Genomic DNA, 21,025 nt, shown 5'->3' with positions numbered 1-21,025 from the left:
TCAGGCTCCGATGCTCGGCCGCAGCAGCGCGGGTGTCGCGATGTCTGGATCGACCAGGAGGTCGAGGAGCATGCGCCGGTCGAGGAAGCGGTTGGTCCGCTCGCAGCTGGTCTCACTGACGAACAGACAGAAGTGGCATGCCGCGCCGTGGAGGAAATCCTCCTTGCCTCGGGGGCGACGGTGGGAGCAGACCGGGTCACTGGAGCACCGCGCTCCCCGCCGGACGGCATCCTGAACGAGGGGGCCAAGCCGCTCGGGCCTCGACAAATCGACCAGTCCGCCCAGGGTTCCTTCACTGTCGGACGCGGTTGTGGTGATGAGCAGTCCCGCCGCAGGTGGCCGGTCGCCGTCCTCGCGCCATGCATAGATGCGCTCGGTGAGACTGGCCGAGCCGTAGCCACTCGACATAGCCGCCTCGCGGATGAGCAGGTGGGACAGAGTGTGGAGGGCCCAGTACCGTGGCGCGGGGAATCGGCTGTCGGGATCGATGCTGTCTGCCGTCTTGCTGGTCCGTCGCTTGAAGTTGAGCTCGTGGGCACGCCGGTAGGTCTCCCAGACGTCGAGCTCGAGGATCCTCGCCTCCCAGGCGGCGACTGCCTCCTCGTCGAACTGCAGGAAGAACCCCTCGCCACGGTCCTCGGTGGCTGGGACCCATGTCGGTCGGCCGTCGCGGCTCAGGGGCGCGACGCGGCTCTTGCTGTCGTCGATGCGGTCGAGGGCATCGATGCGAGTGAAGCCGAGGAACGCATTGACCTTCTTCAGCTTCTCGACCGCAACGACCTCCCGGACGATCGGCTTCAGGGTCGTAGGGGCATTCCTGCGGACTGCCCGGAAGTCCGCTGCACCCGAGTGCTTCGTGTACTTCTCCTCATCGGTGAGTACCAACCACTCGGGAATCAAGATGTCGGTCGGGTCAGTGCTCACGGCGGCCGTTGGAGGCGGGGCACCAGCGCCCTTGAGAGCCTGAATCGCTTCCCACAGGACGTCGTCGGTGGCGTTCCCGAACAGGTCGCTCTGCGTGAGGCTGCCAGCCCATCCGCGGAATCCAGCGAGCGCGTCCTTCGCGGTTGCCGCGGCGAGGACCTCGGGTGAAAGCGATTGGAGAACTGGGAGCAGATCGGCCACGGTCGCCACCTCCTCGCGCGGAAGCGCGAGAAGACCGACCGTGGACGCGAACCACTGGTTGGCCGCACCCAGCATCATCAGCTTGCCCGGCTGGTCGCACTGGTAGAACGCGTCGAGATGTGGATGCCGGCCGCGACACTGAGGCAACTTGTCGGCTGCCTTCGGTCCGGTGGCCTCCAGCATCCCGCGCCGAGCATCGCAAGACAGACAGATGATCTGAACATCCGGGCCGAGGTTGCTCTTCCACTCGCGCATCCGGAGTTGCGGGACCTTGGCGTTCGGGCAGGAGCCACCACGGTGGACCCAGGCGGCGTACGGGAACTCGTCGAGGTGCCCGTTGATGCAAGCGATCAGGTAGCGCGCGGGCACTGCGCCCTGCTCACGCCCCTTCCTTGTCTTCGCTTTGCCTGTACCGGGGCTCCAGCCCTTGCAGTCCTTGTGGACGAACGTCGCCTGGTCGGGTCGGTACTTGAGAACATTCTTGAACTCGAAGATCGGGTAGCTCACCGGCGCGAGCAGGTTGCACCCGGTGCAGCGAAGCCATTGCGGGAAGATGCGCGCCGGGATCCCGAGGTCGATCGCCTCGTCACCGAACCCGCCCGGCGCTTCGGGCGCCCAGGGTGCCTTGCGCAGCTGGGTGACCTGGTCGCCGAGGTATGCCTGGACCAGATCGAGGAGGCGAGGCTCGACGATGACGTCCGCGCCGCCGGCTCGGCGATCGTAATAGCGCTGCCAGGCGTCCAGGCCATGTGGCATCACGGACAGGTGGGGCAGATCGACAGTGGCTCCGACACCCGAGGTGTAGAGCAGGGCCGATGGCCGGACTGAACCGACCTTGCTTCGGTTCTTGGTGACCTTGGCCTCGACGTCGGCGATGGGATCAAGTTCGGCGAGACCGATCGTCACGGGCGCGAGACCCTGATCGGCGGCGCCGGCGTCAAGAGATGTCTCGCTCATGCGTCATCTCCCTTCGGGAAGTCCCATTCTGGAGCTGTGGCCGGCTCTTTGAACGCGAGATTGGCTGGGGCCGGGCTGACCAAGAGGTTGAACTCCGGCTGCACCTCCCGCATGGAGTTGGCGACGACGAACACCCGATCGGCCGGTGTCGGCACGGTCGTCTCTGGGCTGATCAGCAGCGGCCACTCGACATGGCCCTTCCGTGGACGCTCGTAGACGAGCGCGCCGCCGTACTCCTTGGCCTTGTCGTACCACCGGTCAACGCGTTGGAGCAGCTTCTGGCGCATCCGATCGAGCGTCTGGGAATCAGGTGCCGCGGGCGCTGCGCGTGCGATCAACCTCTCGATGAGCTTCTGGGCTGCAGGAAGCTTGCTGAGGACCTCACCGGCACCATCCGCCGGCGACAGCGACGCAGGCTGGCCTTCGTCCACAACCCGTATCGCGCTGACCAGCATGCCCATCAATCCCCGCTCCATGGCGGTGTCCGAGAACGGCGTGACGCTCAGAGCTTCGACCTGGGCGTAGAACGTCTCGTGGTAGTGCCGGAACGACTCGAAGTGGGACATGTCGCGAGGGCGCGACCAGTTCGCCAAGGACACCACGAGGCCAGGTTTGCGGGTGTCGCGGCCGACGCGAGAGGACGCCTGGATGTATTCGGCGGTGTTCTTCGGTTGGCCCACGACCAGCATCAGGCCAAGCCGTGGAACGTCGACTCCGACTTGCAGCATCGATGTCGCAAGTACGACGTCGTAGGGGCGCGGCGGAGACTTCGGTGGTGTCTGCTTGGCCTCGATCGCCGCTTGGTATGCCTTGCCGTAGGCCGCCTTGCCACGAGTGGACCAGCGGTCACCGAAGGGCACCGCGAGGTGGTCGAGCGTCTTGGCGATCTCCTCTGCCGAGATCCGGGCGGTGAGCTCACCGATCGACAGCCGGGTCCAGTCTGTTGTACGGCGGGGGAACGGCTCGGTGTTGCCGGCGACGCGGGTGGTGACGTCGTCGTCGAGGTAGCGCCGCATACCTGCTAGTTCGCGGGTCGCGGAGAAGTAGCCGACCGTCGTCATGTACGGGTCCGCCGCGTCGCCGTGTTCATCGAGAAGCTTCTGGCCAGCAAGGAGAAGCACCTCGGACATACGGATCTCGGCCAGCGTCAGCCGGATGCCGTGGGCGCAGACACCGAGATACTTGCGCCCCGGATCCTCCTCCGACACCTTCTTCTCCTTGGAGAAGAAGGTGTCGCGCACGTCGAGCACCTGGGGTGGGAAGACCGCGACTCCCCGTCCGTAGAGCGCGGTGACCTGGTTGAGGGCGTTCCGCACTGTCGCGGTGGACGCAACCACGAGGGGACGGACAGTCGTACCGTTGCGCTCGTAGGAGGAGAGCACGTCGACGGCGTTCTCGAAGACGCCGACGGCCGTGCCGAGCGCACCCGTGATCAGGTGCAACTCGTCCTGGATGATCAGGTCCGGCGGCCGCAGGCGGCCGACCTTCGCGACCTGGACAGGTGGGTACGTCCTGCCACCCTCGCTCTTCTGGTTGTGGGACTTGCCCGTGCAGCCTCCGCGCGAGTCCGGGTGCCGGTACCCGTGGCGGGGGCAGCGTTCAGAGACGTAGCCGAAGAGGCTGGCTGCTTCACCCTCACGGGCGAGTCGAGCGAACTTGTCCACGGTTGCGAGGAGGAATGTGGGCGGGTTTCGGTAGAGCTCGTCGTCGACTGTCGTGATCGGCAGAGGCCCGGCGTCACCGTCGAGCGAGAACGGGCAATGACCCTTGCGGTCCCCACAACGAACCTCGATCCGCTCGGTGGCTCCGACGGTGTGCAGGTCGCGCTTCGGGTCGATCTTGGATCCGCACCACGGGCAACGCTGAAGTTGGAGCACCGTCAGCCCGTGCGTCTTGCCGGTGTCCTGCCGAGCGGTCTCGACCTGTTGCTTCGCGTCGGTATAGCGCTTAGGGCTGACCGCTGAGCCGACCCACAGGCCGATGCTGAACGGGCGCTCCCCCCAGGTCGTCGGATCGGCCTGACGCATCAGCTCCGCTGCGCAGACGAGCGCAGAGGCACGCTGGAACTGCTGGGAGGTGAGCAGCCGCAGCGTGTACCGCATGAGGACCGCGACGCCGTCCCCACCGTCCAGTGGTCCGTCGTCGGTCTCGACGACACCTTGGAGGCGGCGGATCGCGAAGGTGAAGGCCGCGAGTCCAAGGTATGCCTCGGTCTTGCCACCACCGGTGGGGAAGAACAGCAACTCGACGTTCGCTGCCGGACCGCTGCGGAAGCCGTCGCCCGGATCGGTGAGCGCCGGCAACTGCAACAGGATGAAGGCCAGCTGGAACGGACGCCACGACGCGGCGGCGTCGCCGACCTTCTCCACCTCGGCGACAGCGTCCTCGATCGACAAGGTCGCTCGCTCCGAGCGCTTGGCGGCGACCTGGGAACGCATCCGCTGGTCGCGCATCGTCCGGTTCATGAACTTGAACGCATGGAACGCCTGCGGATTCGCCTTGAGGAGGTCGAGCCCGGCTTCGAGACGAGACACCACGAGTCCCGCCTCCGCGATCGCCTCGTCCGCGGTCTCCTGCAGATGGCTCGGCAGGCGAGCGGCCAGCTCGACCTGCTGGTCGAGCCACTCGCGGTAGCCGTCGACGAGCGGCATGAAGGCGTCGTCGACACCGTTCGGCTCGAGGTCCATGAGCACTCGCATCGCTGTCTCGGCCTCACCCGCACTGCCGGCGACAGTCTGAGCAACGTCAGCCGTCGGGAGCCAGGTCGTCTCGACCGAGGTAGCACGCCGCAGCGAGTCGCCCTCGGCGTCGAAGCCTTCGGCCCACGTCACCGACGCCGTACGCCCGATCGCGAACTCGAGCCGATGCCGGTATTGCAGATCCAGCCGTTGACGCTCCGGGTCGAGTTCGTCATAGCCATCCGCGAGCACGTCCCGGGTTGGCAGGAACACCGCTTCGCCGCTGTTCGCCTCGGCCTTCAGCTTCGTCTGGAAGAGCCAATCACCCGGTGGAGCATCCATGGCTGTCGTACGGTCGTTCGAGAGCGCCAGCTCGACGATCGTGCGGTCGTCGCGCGGGTAGAGCTCGACCCGAAGGGTCACGTCCGCGTCCAGCGTGATGGGCGGAAGAACAACGTGCTCCGTGCGGTCCCGGACGTCAATCTCGGCCGTGCGCTCAAACGGGATGCGACGGCAGAGCTGGACCTTGCGACCGTCCTCGTTCTCCTGACGAAAGGACTCGTATCGTCCCCACGAAGCGGTGACCCCGAGGACGCCGCAGTCGCGTGGAACCTGGAATCGCAGCCCCATGGAGGACGGATGCGTCAGCGCGCCCTTCGCTCCATCATCCCGCTCCTCGTCCTCTTCGGCGGGGTCCTCATCCGTGGGAACCGGGACGCCCGACTGCCCGTTGGTGATCGGATCAAGATCTGCAACAGCCAGCCCGGTCTCTGCCGGGTCGCCGCCGTCCTCGTCAGCGACCGTGACCTCGAGCGCGGGGTCGACTGTGACCGGCGCCAGGGCGCCCACCATGTACGCCGCGCGCGGCGTCCCCTTGATCTCCTCTTCGGGCCCGCTACGCGGACCAAACAACTCCTGCTCGATCAACGCCACCAGGTCGACGCGAACGGTGGTGGATGCGCTGACAGTCATGTGAAGAGTGTGTCCTGTCCAGCTGAGCCCGAGTTCGGGACATTCTGTCCCTCAGCTCTGGCGCGCTCGTGGTTCAGTTCGAGGAGGCGATCGAGAATCTCCACGCGGGCAGCCGGCGACACAGTCCACCGCTCCATCCCGCGGTAGGTGTGAAACCCATGATCGAGTGCGACATCGTCCCAGCCATACGCGATCATCGTTGCCCTGTCGATCTCGACGTGGATTTCCCGCAAGCGGTCCACGTCCTTATCGCCTTGGATGCCGCCGTCGTTCATTAGGTTGTACACGGCCGTTAGGCCAAGCTCCCGTCGCACCATGAGCTCGCGGCGCTCCTCGTCCAGCGTCAACCCGATCAGCTTCAGTTCATCAGTTAGCTGGGGCCGCGGGAAGGTCTCGAACACGTCGCTTGGGTTGTACGCCACACGCGCTTCGACGGAGCCTCCGTTGGCGATCGCCCAGTTCTGATGAACCGAAGAACTCAAGACTGCCCAAGTCGCACGGTCATCTGACGCGATGACGCACAAGTTGTGGTTGAAGACCTGTCGCGCGTCGACGAAGGACGCCATGACAACTTTGCTGACTACTACATAGACGGCGACACGCTCAAGATCCGCGATCGCTTCCTCAAGCCCGCCCGCATAATCGCCATATTGCCACCACCGTTCACGTCTGCTCGCGCGTGCATTTGACGCGCGTTCAGGCTTGACTCGCTCCTCGACCCACCGGTAGGGACCCGGGTATCGCTGCGCCTGCGCCAAAGACCATCGGCGAAAATTGATGGTGCGCTTAGTAGCTCTCTGCGTCGGCGATGTATTGAGATCGTTTCTTCCGTCCGGAAAAGGAAAAATAACCTCGACGGAGTTCTGGTCCGCATCCACCAACGCGTCGGCTTCATCCTCGGAAATGATGAAACCTTGACCATAAACGTTGTGGCCCTTGAATGCGATCGCACGGTTTTCTGCAAGCCGCAAGGGCTTCCCGTTCGTCCGGAGCGCGGGCTCGAGCGTGGAACCGATCTTGCGGACGGCAATCCCGTCCGAAACTCGAAGCACATCACGTTTGGGCTCCTGCGCGGACAACCAGACCAACGCACAGGACACATCAGCCGATCGGGTCGGCCACTGCATGCTGCGCACCGCACGAAAGACATCCCACCCTTGCTTGAGCAACTCATCGAATCCGACTTCGCGGGCGTCGCCTTGCGCTACCGAGTTGGTCAAGATGAGTGACACCATGCCGCTTCGACGAACTAGACCAGCTGCGCGTCTCATAAAGTAGACACAGACGTCGACGGAACCTGCCTGCCCGTCCGCAACGTCGTTGACTAAGAATGTTCGCAGTTCGACGCCCATCGCGTCGCTGATTCTTCCCGGGGCGAGAAATGGTGGATTTCCGATCACGGCATCAAACCCTCCGCGATCGATCATCACCTCCGGCGCTTCGATGACCCAGTGCAACGGCTGCCAGCGGTCGAAGTCGGTCTCAACGCTAGGCGTGAGGCCGCCTTCGAGACGCTCGTGAAGCCCCGTCAGGTCGCCATCCGACCCGTCTTTCGGGAAGGCTCGCTGGAGTTGCCAAGCGAGCGTCTTGTAGGCGTCGTCAAGTGGGCGCCCTCGCTTGCCACCAAGCGGCATTGCGGCAGCAATGACACCGTCAGCGACTAGGCGCAGGTCGTCCGTCACGGTCCTTTCCTGTGCCAGGAGACGCAGCTTTCCTCGCGTGGACCGCATCGGATCTTGTTCGTCGACTGGGTTGGCTATCTCGCGACGGAGTCGGGTGGCGGTTGCGATCTTGTCATCAAGATCCACGAAGATCTGCCGGTCCATATCTGCAGGGCTCGGGTACATGTGCAGATAGCGAAGTTGATCGAGGCGTGTGAGCCCGAGCAGAGCGTTGCCGCAGAAGACCTTGTCGTCCACAAACGAGAACGGCTTGGTCTTGTCCATTGAAACCAGCCACAGCGAGAGCTTGCACATCTCGACTGCCATCGGGTTGATGTCGGCACCGTAGAGACAACGGGCGATCACTTCCCGCAGTGCATCGTTGCGGAGCTCCTCGGCACCAGCGGACGAGCCTTGGTCGAGCATGCCCTCGGCGATCCACGCCTCGACGAGACGTTCCGACAGGTACCGGGCTGCGGCTACGAGGAACGCGCCGGAGCCGGCAGCGATGTCAGCCACCTTGAGGTCGAGGATCGCGGCGGCAGAGTTCAGACGCCATTCGTCCTCGTTGTTGGACTGAAGTGGGCCAGGCTCATACACGAGCGGTTCGAGCGAGTGTCGGACGACGTCCTCGGCGAGCGAGCGGGGCGTGTAATGGGCCCCAGCGTTCTTCCGCGAGGGTGTCTCGACCACAAGGAGACCACCCACGGGGAATACCAGCGGAATGTTTCTGAGGTCGCGTCGAATCAACGTCCCCCATCGGAGGAGCGCCGCCAACAAATCTGAATTGCCGGCTGCCGCAGGGGCGAGCAGGCGCACCAGTTCCGCACGCGCTTCACCTGTCGGAGCCTGGTCCACCAGCTTGGCAAACGCCAGCGGAGACTTCGTCTTTCCCTTCAAAGAAGGCTGATTGCTCTCGATCCATGCCTTCAAGCGATCGCCGAAGTGTCGAGCATCACCCCCGCATGCGTCGTACAGCTCGTCGAGGATCCCCAGGGGTACCTCGGGCTCTAAGCCGTCCTTGCCGACGAGGCCGAGGACGATGTCGTCGGTCACCTCGGCGCAGGAGTAGCCGAGGAGTCCTTCGTAGATATAGCCGATCTGCTCGACGTCGATCTCGCGGAACGAGATCCGGCGCCGCTCGCCCTCGGCGACCACTGTCTGCACCGACTCCAGCACGTGGAGCATGACGCGGTCGGAGACCTTGAGGCGGAGGCCCCGACTATCGGTGGCGTGGAGCCACGGGAAGCGCTCCGGGTCGAGCAACGATCCGCCGTACGCAGGCATCCGCATCTCGTCGTAGTTGACTCCGCCGTGGAGCGCCTGGCTGACGGCGAGCAGCCTGTGCCATGCGTCATAAGTCTCGTCGAGGTGCTCCTCTCCTCCCGCTGCCTGGGCGCGGAGGTCGTCGAGGAGGTCTCTGATGGCGTACGAGTCCCAATAGAGCTGCTCGGTCGGAAGCATGTCGCGTTCCTCGGCGAAGAGCAGGAACACGATCCGCATCATCACCGTGACGGCGGCTTGATAGATGTCGTCGGGCTTCTCGGTGAGCGGATCAGGATCACCGACCTTGGCCGCCTCGAGCCGAGACTCTGAGAAAGCCTGGACCAGCAGTTCTACGGAGCGGCGGACCTGGGTTCCCAGAGCCTCGGTGATCTCCTCCGCCTCGAGCTCGCTCCGCTCGAACAGTCGGGTCAGACGCTGTTCGGCGTCGGAGGCGCGGAAGCGCCGCTGGTTGATCAAAGTGAAGAAGGCGTCGCGCAGCAGGGGCTCCTCGGCCCACGTCAACGCGTTCACCATGCCCGAACCGGTCGGCTTGCCTTCCTTCGCCCAGACCAACGCCCACCACTGGCCATCGGTGACGATGCCGACCTCGACCTCTGCCTTTCGCAGCAACATCGCGAGTCGGTCGATGTCATTGGCCGCCCATCCGTCGAGGCCGGCGTCGCGCAGCCCGGACGTCGGCTCGCAGATCAGGAGTAGTGCCGCGGGGTCACCGTCCTGGCCCTGGAGCGCGCCAGTCGCTGTCACCGTGATCTGTTCGCCAGGCGATCGAACGGTCACATCCGAGTCGGTGCGCAACCCGTCCCACTCAGCGATGTCGTCGAGGACCACGTCGATCCAGGCCCGGCGTACCGAGTCATAGGTGCTCTTCGACTCCGGAGTCTTGGGTTGCTCGACGTACCGGTCGAAGGACCGCTGCCACTGGGCGTAGGCCTGCTTGAACATGACCAGGCGGTCGTCGGTGTCGCCAAGGCGATCCACCCCGCTCGGCCACATGTCCTTGACCACGGGGTACGCGAGGAACGGCCCGTCGACGTCGACCTGGGCGAGCCAGTCACTGTGGACGTCGGAGCTCTTGCTCGTGCGCTTCCTCATCGAATCGCCAATCCGTTCCCCAAGTCGCGCGGTGCGAGGGCGAAGATCACTGCTGCGGGGAACTCCCAGGTGCGGATGTCGTCGAAGCGGGCCTCGACGGCAGCGAGTTCGCGCTCCCGTTCCTCGTCCAGCGCGTCGATGCGGCGCCGGATCTCTCGAAGGTCGCGTTCACTCTGGCGACGCTCGTCGTCGAAGAGGCCGAGCTGGGGGTCGCCTTCCAGCGCTTCTGCCTCACTGAGCGCGTCGCGCAGGGTCTGCGCGAACCGGTCGAAGATCTCGTTCACTCGGGACCGGTCTGTTTCCTTGCGTTCGGCGAGGTGGCCTTCGACATCCCTCCGGCGCCGCTGGGCGCGGTCCTCAACCGCCTGCTGGACGCGGGCACGGAGTCCGTGGTCTCCAGCGGTGTTCCAGGCGGCCGCAATCTGCGCCGCGATCTGCGCCGGAACAGTCTTGAGAGCTGCGCGGTCGAGTGCCGACTCCAAGAGCAGCTCCGCACGCTGTTCGCCCACCGCTTGCCGGCGGGCGAGCCGCGTGCCTGCTAGGAACACCTCCTCATGGAGGCGCAGGCCGGCGCGACCGACCAGAACGAGTCGAGTCACCGCGACGGCGTACGACTCCTCGAGCCCGGGCACGACCGTGGCGGCAACCCGCTCCAATGAGCGGTCCCCGCCCCACAGCGCTGAGCGGAGCCTTCTCGTGGCCCGCTGGAGAAGCGGCGATCCCAGGTGCATGTAGACGACGTTCGGGTCCTCGGTCAGCACCTTGGGATCGAACGCGATCGGCCGCGGCTTGTTCTGATCGAGCCGTGTGTAGAGGCCTCGTGTGACCTGCTCCCAGGAGTTGTCGAGGTTCGGCAGCTGGAACACGGGCACGTCGCTGTCTTCGGAACCGACCAGCTCGAGAGGCGGGAGGTGGTTGAGCTCGAACGCCGTCTCGACAACGCGCTGAAGGTTCTCAGGGCGCAGGTGAAGCCGCTCACGACTCTCAGAGAGGTTCTGCTCCAGGCGGGCCAACTCGGCGTTGAGCACCTTCTCGCCGCTCATCATGCCGGCGATCGGGTCCTTCTCCGCCTGGGCTCGGCGGCTCTTGATCACGTCGCCGCCGAACTGGCGCTGCAGATCGGGGGCGATGATCTCGTTCGCCGAACCCAGGTCTCGCATGATCTGGTCGATCTTGAGTGCCACTCGCGCGAGCAGATCCACGTCCTTGCTGAGAGCCGATTCCCCTCCCATGACCGGCGCGAAGTGGCGAATGTCAGGGGCGTTGGTCTGCCCATACCTGTCTACGCGGCCGATCCGCTGCTCGAGGCGGTTTGGGTTGAACGGAATGTCGAAGTTGACGAGTCGGTGGCAGTGGTTCTGGAGGTCGATCCCCTCCCCTGCTGCGTCGGTCGCCAGCAGGATCCGGACGGGGGTCTTGGCCGGTCTCTCGTTGAATCGAGCGCGGATGAGTTCACGGGTCTCAGCATCTGTGCTGCCTTCGATGATCTCGATGCGCTCGTCTTCGAAGCCCTGTTGGCGGAGGATGTCACGGATCCAGCGGAGGGTGTCGACGTACTCCGTGAAGACCACCAGGCGCTCGTTGTTCCAGTCGCCATGCGAACGAAGGGTGCCCTCGATGTAGGAGAGCAATGCTTCGAGCCGGGAGTCGGGTCGGCCTTCAAAGCGGTGACCCCAGTCGCTGAGCCAGTCGAGGTCCTCGACGTCGGCGTCCGTGAGCGGCGGCAACGAGCTCTTTGCTTCGCGGAGGGCCTCTAGCTCAGGCTGGTCGGTCTTGCCCTCCTCTAGCTCGTCCGCGTCCGGGCCGAAGATCTCGTCGTAGTCGAGGTCGAAGTCGACATCCAGTCCTCTGGTCCGGGTGTCGCGGTAGACATCGACGGTGCGGGCGAACGCCACCGGTGACGAGAAGAAACGCTTCTTCAACAGCAGCGTCGCCATGTCACGGGCTGACCGGCTTCCGCCGTCCGCCGCGACCGCCTTGTCGCGACGCTGGGTGAAGGCGAGCAGTCGGTCGTAGGCCGTCGACTCATCGGCGGACGGGGTGTAGGGCAGCTGGCTGACCTTGCGGTCGACGAAGCCCTTCGCCTCCTTGAGGTCTAGTTTGAGGCGGCGTACTGCGACCTCTTCAAGGGCAGCCGGGTCGATCTTGTTGCCACGGACGAAACGCTGCGGATCGATCATCTCGAGCAGCGCCGTGAAGGACTCTGTATAACCGTTGTGCGGCGTAGCGCTGAGGAAGAGGCGGTGTTCGGAGCGCTCGGCGATCTCGCGAACGGCCCGAGTGCGCTGCGAGTCAACCGCGTAGCCACGACGCTCTTGTCCCACCTTGTCAGTGCGCACGGGACTGCTCGGCGCAATGTGGTGTGCCTCGTCGACGACGAGGATGTCGAAGGCGAATCGATGGATACTGCCGGCGAACGCGTCGCGCAGCTGACGCTGGGCACGCTGTCCCGGCAACCAGGCCATCGAGACGATGATCCGTGGGAAGAGAGTGAACGGGTTCGCGTGCACTCCGTGGGATCGGCGTACCTCCTTCATCGTGTCCGAGTTGACGACTGTGAAGTCGAGGCCGAACTTCTCCTGCATCTCGTCCTGCCACTTGAAGACCAAGCCGGCAGGACACACCACAATCACGGTGCGCGCGCGGTGCCGCAGGAGGAGCTCCTGGATCACCAGACCCGCCTCGATCGTTTTCCCGAGGCCGACATCGTCGGCGAGCAGCAGGTTGGCGCGGGGGCTGGCCAGGGCTCGCTTGAGTGGGGTGAGCTGGTAGGGCTCGACGTTGGCGCCACTGCGGAACGGGGCTTGGACGGTGCCATCGTCAGCGCTGGTGATCGCACCCCAACGCAGGGCATCGATGAATGCGGCGAGCCTGTTGGGGTCGTCGAACTTCTCAGGGTCGAGCTCATCGGGCAGGCCGCGATGTGCCGACGCGCTCCGCCCCTGCTCGAGCTCCCACACCACTCGAAGCTCGTGTCCAAGCCGGTCCTCTTGGACCGACTGAAGGGTGACAGCGTGCTGCAGCTGCGCGGAGGCGTCGTCCGCAGTGCTGCGCCCAAGGCCCTGCTGCTGCACGTCGACGACCGCCCAGTTGGCTCCACGCACGGTCACGATCTGTCCGACTTCGGGCAGGGCGGCGGCGCGCGGAATCACAACTTCTGTCACATCAGTAGACCTTAGTGACGACGCCCGACGATTTGGACGGGATCGAGCAAAGGGGAGCCCGCACCACACCCCAGCCCTGAAGCCATGCCCCAAAGTGCTCGTCGGGGGCGGAGTGCAATACACGCGGCGCTCGCGAGCAGTCCCCTTCGACGTGGCAGCTCGAGACGGGCTCCCAGCTGTTTCCTGGCCTCGTGCGCCCTGCTCCCTTCCGGGAGGCGATCCTCGGTGCCGCCTCCGCTTCCTTCCCCCTACAGTCCCCCTAGCGCCCGGACTCGAACCGAACCAGAGCACTCTTGAAATGAAAGAAACCGCAGGCTGACCTGCGGTTTCTCTGGTGGAGCCTACGAGACTCGAACTCGCAACCCCCTGCTTGCAAAGCAGGTGCGCTACCAATTGCGCCAAGGCCCCTCACTCGGGCGAGCCCGAGCGGTCGATTCAGTTCTTAGGGAGGGTGTCGGTGGCCTCGGCCCACAGGGCCTGTTCGGCCCTGCTCTCCTGGAGCTTCTTGCCGGCGATGACGATGCCGACCACGCCGAAGACGGCGAGAAGAACCTTCTTCATGATCTGCTCCTCCTTCGAAGAAGCCCCGGTCCGCGATGTACGCAGCCGGGGCTTTCCGTGGGCCTAAGAGGACTTGAACCTCTGACCCCCACATTATCAGTGTGGTGCTCTAACCGTCTGAGCTATAGGCCCGGGTGACTCGCTGCTCTGGGTGGAAGCCCCGCGGCAGCAAGCCGAGGACAGACCTTACCGGAGCGGGCGAGGCGCCGACAAAACGCCAGCTCAGTTGTCCTCGGCGAGGGTGATCTCGACGCCGCCGAGGAGGGCGGCGGACATGTTGTAGAGGAAGGCGACGAGGGTGGCCGCCGCCGTGATGAGTACGACGTCGATGGCGGCCACGAGCATGGTGAACCCGAGCACGCGGCTGGTGCCGACGTAGTCCTCGATCCGGAAGGACGCGACGTCCTCGCCGCCGATGCCCTCCTGGATCGTGGAGTTGATCGAGTCCCAGACGCCGGCGGCGCCGAGGACCTGCCACACCATCGCGACCGACACCACGGTGACGACGGCGAAGGCGATGGACAACAGGAACGACGTCTTCATGACCGACCAGGGGTCGATCCGGGTGAGCCGCAGGCGGGCGCGGCGCGGGGTACGGCCGCGAGCCGCGGCGCCGGGGGCGGCCGGGGCGGCGCCCGGGGCCGGGGCGGGGGGAACGGGCCGGGCGCCGAGGGTACGCCGGCAGGGCGGCCGGCGGCGGTCGCCGGCCGGACCACGGTGTCCTCGACGCGCTCGGTCATCAGCCCTCACTCTCCCCGTCGGCATCGTTCGTGCCCTCGGATCCCTCGATTGTGGCATCCGGAGCCTGAACGGGCGATTCCGCCGAACCCTCACCGGATCCGGCGGCGCCTTCGGAGGCGCCCTCGCCAGCACCCTCGCCAGCACCCTCGGCGACACCCTCGACAGCGCCCTCCTCGGCCAGCTCCTCCTCGGCCTCCTTCGCCTCGACCGAGCGCGCGACGACGGCGACGGCGTCGCCCTTCTTCGGGCTGACGAACTTCACGCCCTGGGTGGCGCGGCCGGTGGGCCGGAAGTCGTCGTTGATGGGGCTGCGGACGACCTGGCCGGAGGCGGTGATGGAGAGGACCTCGTCGCCGTCGACGACGATGAAGGCGCCGACGAGCGAGCCGCGCTCCTCGTTCTCGAGCTTCATCGCCTTCACGCCGAGGCCGCCGCGGCCCTGGATCTTGTACTCGGAGATCCGGGTGCGCTTGGCGTACCCGCCGTCGGTGATGGTGAAGACGTACTGGATGTTCTCGTCGCTCTCCTCGACCGCGGCGTCGGCGGCCCGGATCACGGTCATCGAGAGCACGGCGTCACCGTCGCGGAACTTCATGCCGGTCACACCGGACGTCGCCCGGCCCATCGGCCGCAGCTGCTCGTCGTCGGCGCCGAACCGGATCGACTGGCCCTTGCGCGAGACCAGCAGGATCGAGTCGTCGCTGCTGACCAGCTCGGCGCCGATCAGCTCGTCGTCGTCATCGCGGAAGTTGATCGCGATGACGCCGGCCTGGCGCGGGCTGTTGTAGTCGCCGAGGCGGGTCTTCTTGACCAGCCCCTTCTTCGTCGCGAGGACGAGGTACGGCGCCTGCTCGTAGTCGCGGATCGCCAGCACCTGGGCGATCGACTCGTCCGGCTGGAAGGACAGCAGGCCGGCGACGTGCCCGCCCTTGGCGTCGCGCGAGGCCTCGGGCAGGTTGTAGACCTTGGTCCGGTAGACCCGTCCGGCCGTGGTGAAGAACAGCAGCCAGTGGTGCGAGGTGGTCGCGATGAAGTGCTCGACCACGTCGTCGCCGCGCAGCGACGCGCCGCGCACGCCCTTCCCGCCGCGCTTCTGCGTGCGGTACTGGTCGGCGCGGGTCCGCTTCGCGTAGCCGCCGCGGGTGATGGAGACGACCTGGTCCTCGTCGGGGATCAGGTCCTCCATCGACATGTCACCGGCGGCCGCGATGATCTGGGTACGACGGTCGTCGCCGTACTTCTCGACGATCTCCCCCAGCTCGTCGATCACGATCTGCCGCTGGCGCGCGACATTGGCGAGGATGTCCTTGAGGTCGGCGATGACGAGCTCGAGCTCGGCCAGCCGGTCGACGATCTTCTGGCGCTCGAGGGCGGCCAGCCGGCGCAGCTGCATGTCGAGGATCGCGTTGGCCTGGATCTCGTCGATGTCGAGCAGCTCGATCAGGCCGCGGCGGGCGTCGTCGACCTCGGGCGAGCGCCGGATCAGCGCGATCACCTCGTCGAGCATGTCGAGCGCCTTGACCAGCCCGCGCCAGATGTGGGCGTCGGCCTCCGCCTTCCTGAGCCGGAACTCGGTACGGCGGCGGATCACGTCGACCTGGTGCTCGACCCAGTTGCTGATGAACTGGTCGATGCTCAGCGTCCGCGGTACGCCGTCGACGAGCGCCAGCATGTTGGCGCTGAAGTTGGTCTGCAGCTCGGTGTGCTTGAGCAGGTTGTTGAGCACCACGCGGGCCACGGCGTCGCGCTTGAGGACGATGACGATCCGCTGGCCCACCCGCGAGGAGGTCTCGTTGCGGACGTCGGCGATGCCCTGCACCTTGCCGGCGTCGGCGAGCTCGGCGATCTTCACGAGCAGGTTGTCGGGGTTGACCATGTAGGGCAGGTCGGTGATGACCAGGACGGTGCGGCCGGACTTGTCCTCGTCGACCTCGATGATCGCGCGCTGCGTGATCGAGCCGCGGCCGGTGCGGTAGGCCTGCTCGATGCCCTCGCGGCCGACGATCAGCGCGCCGTTGGGGAAGTCGGGGCCCTTGATCCGCTCGACGAGCGCGTCCTGCAGCTCCTCGCGGGTGGCGTCCGGGTGCTCGAGCGCCCAGACCGCGCCCTCGGCGACCTCGCGCAGGTTGTGGGGCGGGATGTTGGTCGCCATGCCGACCGCGATGCCGGCGCTGCCGTTGACCAGCAGGTTGGGGAACCGGGCCGGCAGGATCGTCGGCTCCTCGGTCTTGCCGTCGTAGTTCGGGGTCATGTCGACGGTGTCCTCGTCGATGTCCCGGACCATCTCCATGGCCAGCGGCGCCATCCGGCACTCGGTGTACCGCATGGCCGCGGCCGGGTCGTTGCCCGGCGAGCCGAAGTTGCCCTGGCCGTTGACCAGCGGGTTGCGCATCACCCACGGCTGGGCGAGCCGGACGAGGGTGTCGTAGATCGCGGAGTCGCCGTGGGGGTGGTAGTTGCCCATGACGTCGCCGACGACGCGCGCACACTTGTTGAAGCCGCGGTCGGGGCGGTACCCGCCGTCGTACATCGCGTAGAGGACCCGGCGGTGCACCGGCTTGAGACCGTCGCGTACGTCGGGCAGGGCGCGGCCGACGATGACGGCCATCGCGTAGTCGATGTAGGAGCGCTTCATCGACTCCTGCAGGTCGACGGGCTGGACGCGGCCGCTGCCGCTGCCGTCGCCGAGGTTGCTCTGGGTTTCAGTCACGATTGCTCTCTCTGGCTCGATCTATCGATATCTAGGGAATGCGTTAGAGACCTAGATATCGAGGAAGCGAACGTCCTTGGCATTGCGCTGGATGAAGGAGCGCCGCTGCTCGACGTCCTCCCCATCAGGATCGAGAAGATCTCGTCGGCCTGCGCCGCGTCCTCCAGGGTGACCTGCAGGAGCACCCGCTGGTCGGGGTCGAGCGTGGTCTCCCACAGCTCGTCGGCGTTCATCTCGCCGAGACCCTTGTAGCGCTGGATCGGCGCCTCCTTGGGCAGCTTCTTGCCCTGCTCGAGACCGTCGCGCATCACCGCGTCGCGCTCGGCGTCGGAGTAGACGTACTCGTGCTCGGCCGGCTTGTTCCACTTGATCCGGTACAGCGGCGGCTGGGCGAGGTAGACGTGGCCGGCCTCGATCAGCGGGCGCATGAACCGGAACAGCAGGGTCAGCAGCAGGGTGTTGATGTGGTGGCCGTCGACGTCGGCGTCGGCCATCAGCACGATCTTGTGGTAGCGCAGCTTGTCGACGTCGAACTCCTCGTGCACGCCGGTGCCGAGCGCCGAGATGATCGCCTGGACCTCCTGGTTGGCCAGGACCTTGTCGATGCGCGCCTTCTCGACGTTGAGGATCTTGCCGCGGATCGGGAGGATCGCCTGGATGTTGTTGTCGCGGCCCATGACCGCGGAGCCGCCGGCCGAGTCGCCCTCGACGATGAAGACCTCGCACTCCTCCGGGTCGCGCGAGCTGCAGTCGCGCAGCTTGCCGGGCAGGCCGCCGCCGCCGAGCAGGCCCTTGCGGTTGCGGGCCAGGTCGCGCGCCTTGCGCGCGGCGATCCGGGCGGTCGCCGCCGCCTGGGCCTTGCGGATGACCTCCTTGCCCTCGGCGGGGTTCTTCTCCATCCAGTCGCCGAGGTGGTCGTTGACCGCCGACTGCACGAAGCCCTTCGCCTCGGTGTTGCCGAGCTTGGCCTTCGTCTGGCCCTCGAACTGCGGCTCGGAGATCTTCAGGCTGATGATCGCGGTGAGGCCCTCGCGGATGTCGTCGCCGGTGAGCCGATCCTCCTTCTTCTTGATCAGGCCCCACTCCTCGCCCCACCGGTTGACCAGCGAGGTGAGCGCGGCGCGGAAGCCCTCCTCGTGGGTGCCGCCCTCCGGGGTGTTGATCGTGTTGGCGAAGGTGTGGACCGACTCGTTGTACGACGACGCCTGCCACTGCATGGCCAGCTCGAGGCTCATCGGGTTGGCCGCGTCGTCGCCGGTCTCGGCCTCGAACGCGATGATCGTACTGATCGGGGTCTTGTTGCGGTTGAGGAAGTCGACGTAGTCGGCGAGCCCGCGCTCGTACTGGAAGACCTGCTCGAGCGCCTTGTGCCCGTCGACCTCGACCGCGTGCACGGCAGAGGCGGCGGTGGCGATCCCCGCGGTCTCGTCCGCGGTGCCGTCCTCGACCGCGTCGGCGATCTCCTCGGCCTTGGGCCGGGCGTCGCGCAGCTCGATCCGCAGGCCCTTGTTGAGGAACGCCATCTCGCGGAACCGGGTCGAGATCGTCTCGAGGTTGTAGTCGGTGGTCTCGAAGATCTCCGACGACGCGGACCAGGTCACGGTCGTACCGGTGCGCTCCCCCTCCTCCAGGGGCCGGACCTGCCGCAGCTCGTGATCGGGTACGCCGAGCGAGAAGTCCTGCTCCCACAGGTAGCCGCGGTTCTTGATCTCCAGGCGCAGGCTGGTGGAGAGCGCGTTGACGACCGACGAGCCGACCCCGTGGAGACCACCGGAGACCTTGTAGCCGCCGCCGCCGAACTTGCCGCCGGCGTGCAGGACGGTGAGCGCCAGGGTCGCGGCCGGGAGCTCCTGCCCCGGGGCGGTGTCGGTCGGGATGCCGCGGCCGTTGTCGGCGACGCTGACCGAGCCGTCGGGGTTGAGCGTCACCTTGATCGTGTCGCAGTAGCCGGCGAGCGCCTCGTCCACGGCGTTGTCGACGATCTCCCAGATCAGGTGGTGCAGACCGCGCTCGCCGGTGGAGCCGATGTACATGCCGGGCCGCTTGCGGACCGCCTCGAGCCCTTCGAGGACCTGGATCGCGGAGGCGTCGTACTCCGTCAGAGTCTCGGGCACGACCTCGGGGGACTGGTCGTCAGTGGACACGCAGGACCTCATTCACTTGAAGGCATGGCGACGGCCGAGTCAGGCGTCCCGAGACGCGTTCCCGGCCGATAACCCATTCTAGCCGTCTGGGGGCCTCAGGACACGCGCCGCGGCCCCGTCTGGGGACATCTCCCGGCGAAAAGTGGGCCCAGGCGGCTCAGAATCGGCGATCGGAGCGCCGCGCAGGGGTGCGGACGGGTCCCCGTACGTCGCCGGGCGTCCCGATCAGCCGTAGGTGTCCCGCGGGCCGCGACTGCCGGGCGCCCTGCGGCGGCCGTGCTTCCAGCTCGGGGCGTGCGGCCCGAGCACCTCGACCACGGTGACCGTCCCGCGGCCCAGCTCCTCGTTGAGGCGCTTGACGACGGTGGCGGCCAGCAGCTTGAGCTGGGTCGCCCACGCGGTGGAGTCGGTGCGCACCACGAGGGTGCCGTCGGTCAGCGACTCCGGCGTGCTGTGGGCGCCGATCTCGGGGCCGACGATCTCGGTCCACCGCGCGAACACGCCCCGCACCTGCAGGTCGAGCGCCCAGCCGCGGTCGTCGATCAGCCTGCCGAGCTCCGAGGTGAGCGCCTGCGGGTCCCGGCCGTCGGGGTGGGCGCCGCTGAGCTGGGCGTCGCCCCGGCTGCCGCGGCGCCGGAAGCCGGTGCCGGGCCCGCCCTTGTCGGAGGTACGCCGCGAGCGGGGCCGCGCGGGCGTCGTACTCGATCCGGCGGTGCCGAGCATCTGCGCCCGGGCGAGGTCCAGTCCGTCGGGGCGGTGCTCCCCGGCCTCCTCGGGGACGTCGGGGACCTCCGGGTCAGGCACGGGTCACCTCCCCGCCGGCGACGTGGAAGGTCGCGCCGGACAGCTCGGCCGGCACGTCCTCGACGACCGCGGCGGTGACCAGGACCTGCTCGGCGCCGGCGACCAGTCCGGCCAGCTGGACCCGGCGGTCGGCGTCGAGCTCGGCGAAGACGTCGTCGAGGACCAGGATCGGGTCGTCGCCGTCGGCCCGCAGCAGGTCGTACGACGCCAGCCGCAGCGCGAGCGCGAAGGACCACGACTCCCCGTGGCTGGCGTAGCCGCGCACCGGCAGCCGCTGGTCGTCGCCGGGTCCGAGGCTGAGCAGCAGGTCGTCGCGGTGGGGTCCCACGAGCGTCACCCCGCGCCCGATCTCGTCGGACTGGCGGCGCTCCAGCTCGGCCCGGAAGGCCTCGGCGGTGGGCTCGGGCACGGTCGGCTGGTACTCGATCCGCGCGTCGTCCCGCGATGCGCCGCGGGCGACCGCCTCGTACGCCTTCCCGACGTACGGCGCCAGGTCGGCGGTCAGCGCGAGCCGGGCGGCGAGCAGCTCGGTGCCGGTCGCGACCAGGTGGTCGTCCCACACCGCGAGCGTGGCGAGGGCCGCGTCGCGACTGGACCCGCGGGCGGCGTACAGCGTCTTGAGCAGGGTGTTGCGTTGCTTGAGTACCCGCTCGTGGTCGGCGAGGACGCCGGCGTAACGCGGGGTGCGCAGCACCAGCAGGTCGTCGAGGAACCGGCGCCGGCCGCCCGGATCTCCCTTGACCAGGGCGAGGTCCTCGGGGCTGAACACGACGGTGCGGACGATGCCGGCGAGGTCGCGGGCGCGGGAGAGCGGCGAGCGGTTGATCCGGGCACGATTCGCGCGACCCGGGTTGAGCTCGACCTCGAGCACGGCGGTCCGGCCCTCGCGGACGACGGCCGCCCGGACGACCGCCTGCTCGGCGCCGGCCCGGATCAGCGGGGCGTCGGTGGCGACCCGGTGGGAGGACAGCCGGGAGAGGTAGTCGACGGCCTCGACCAGGTTGGTCTTGCCCTGGCCGTTGCGGCCGACGAAGGCGGTGACGCCGGGCTCCAGCTCGACGTCGACGTCGGCGTACGACCGGAAGTCGTGCAGGCTCAGCCGCGCGACGTGCACGTCCTCCACCTCCCT

Annotated in this window: 9 protein-coding genes, 2 tRNA genes and 1 pseudogene; all 12 read right to left on the bottom strand. The window is 67.0% G+C overall.

Annotation, left to right across the window (positions count from 1 at the left end):
- Window positions 1–2,082, bottom strand: coding sequence for a DUF1998 domain-containing protein (gene drmB / locus FIV44_RS15145; RefSeq protein ID WP_141005155.1), 2,082 nt, complete (start codon window positions 2,080–2,082; stop codon window positions 1–3).
- Complete coding sequence (gene drmA, locus FIV44_RS15140; protein WP_141005154.1) at window positions 2,079–5,732, bottom strand: DISARM system helicase DrmA; 3,654 nt, start codon at window positions 5,730–5,732, stop codon at window positions 2,079–2,081. The genes drmB and drmA overlap by 4 nt, the downstream gene beginning before the upstream one ends.
- Window positions 5,729–9,772: an Eco57I restriction-modification methylase domain-containing protein gene (locus FIV44_RS15135; protein ID WP_141005153.1), complete on the bottom strand. Its 4,044-nt coding sequence runs from the start codon at window positions 9,770–9,772 to the stop codon at window positions 5,729–5,731. Before FIV44_RS15135 ends, drmA begins: the two co-directional genes overlap by 4 nt.
- Window positions 9,769–12,924, bottom strand: coding sequence for a DISARM system SNF2-like helicase DrmD (gene drmD, locus FIV44_RS30545; protein ID WP_181411192.1), 3,156 nt, complete (start codon window positions 12,922–12,924; stop codon window positions 9,769–9,771). Before drmD ends, FIV44_RS15135 begins: the two co-directional genes overlap by 4 nt.
- A gap of 344 nt (window positions 12,925–13,268) precedes the next feature.
- Window positions 13,269–13,344, bottom strand: a tRNA-Ala gene (locus tag FIV44_RS15115).
- Between the two features lie 27 nt (window positions 13,345–13,371).
- The gene (locus FIV44_RS31370) at window positions 13,372–13,497 is read right to left on the bottom strand and encodes a DLW-39 family protein (RefSeq protein WP_219996461.1); all 126 of its coding nucleotides are present in this window, start codon (window positions 13,495–13,497) and stop codon (window positions 13,372–13,374) included.
- 58 nt (window positions 13,498–13,555) lie between these two features.
- Window positions 13,556–13,629: transfer RNA gene (locus tag FIV44_RS15110), tRNA-Ile, on the bottom strand.
- Between the two features lie 90 nt (window positions 13,630–13,719).
- On the bottom strand, window positions 13,720–14,247 hold the full coding sequence (locus tag FIV44_RS15105) for a DUF3566 domain-containing protein (RefSeq protein ID WP_246086970.1): 528 nt from the start codon (window positions 14,245–14,247) through the stop codon (window positions 13,720–13,722).
- Window positions 14,237–16,948: a DNA gyrase subunit A gene (gene gyrA, locus FIV44_RS15100; RefSeq protein WP_141005149.1), complete on the bottom strand. Its 2,712-nt coding sequence runs from the start codon at window positions 16,946–16,948 to the stop codon at window positions 14,237–14,239. The genes FIV44_RS15105 and gyrA overlap by 11 nt, the downstream gene beginning before the upstream one ends.
- A 51-nt stretch (window positions 16,949–16,999) precedes the next feature.
- A pseudogene (gyrB, locus tag FIV44_RS15095) lies at window positions 17,000–19,104 on the bottom strand (DNA topoisomerase (ATP-hydrolyzing) subunit B).
- Between the two features lie 213 nt (window positions 19,105–19,317).
- The gene (locus tag FIV44_RS15090; protein WP_246086969.1) at window positions 19,318–19,896 is read right to left on the bottom strand and encodes a DciA family protein; all 579 of its coding nucleotides are present in this window, start codon (window positions 19,894–19,896) and stop codon (window positions 19,318–19,320) included.
- Window positions 19,889–21,010 carry a DNA replication/repair protein RecF gene (gene recF, locus FIV44_RS15085; protein WP_141005148.1) on the bottom strand — a complete coding sequence of 374 codons (1,122 nt, stop codon included), beginning with the start codon at window positions 21,008–21,010 and terminating at the stop codon, window positions 19,889–19,891. Before recF ends, FIV44_RS15090 begins: the two co-directional genes overlap by 8 nt.
- Between the last annotated feature and the right edge of the window lie 15 nt (window positions 21,011–21,025).

The sequence above is a fragment of the Nocardioides humi genome (assembly GCF_006494775.1).
Lineage (GTDB): Bacteria > Actinomycetota > Actinomycetes > Propionibacteriales > Nocardioidaceae > Nocardioides > Nocardioides humi.
The sequence above is the reverse complement of the archived record's forward strand: the minus strand, read 5'-3'. Positions and strand labels throughout refer to the sequence as shown.

Coding starts and splice junctions, on each gene's coding strand:
- FIV44_RS15135 (WP_141005153.1), bottom strand. CDS start 9,772: ATGAGGAAGCGCACGAGCAAGAGCTCCGACGTCCACAGTGACTGGCTC.
- FIV44_RS31370 (WP_219996461.1), bottom strand. CDS start 13,497: ATGAAGAAGGTTCTTCTCGCCGTCTTCGGCGTGGTCGGCATCGTCATC.
- drmA (WP_141005154.1), bottom strand. CDS start 5,732: ATGACTGTCAGCGCATCCACCACCGTTCGCGTCGACCTGGTGGCGTTG.
- drmB (WP_141005155.1), bottom strand. CDS start 2,082: ATGAGCGAGACATCTCTTGACGCCGGCGCCGCCGATCAGGGTCTCGCG.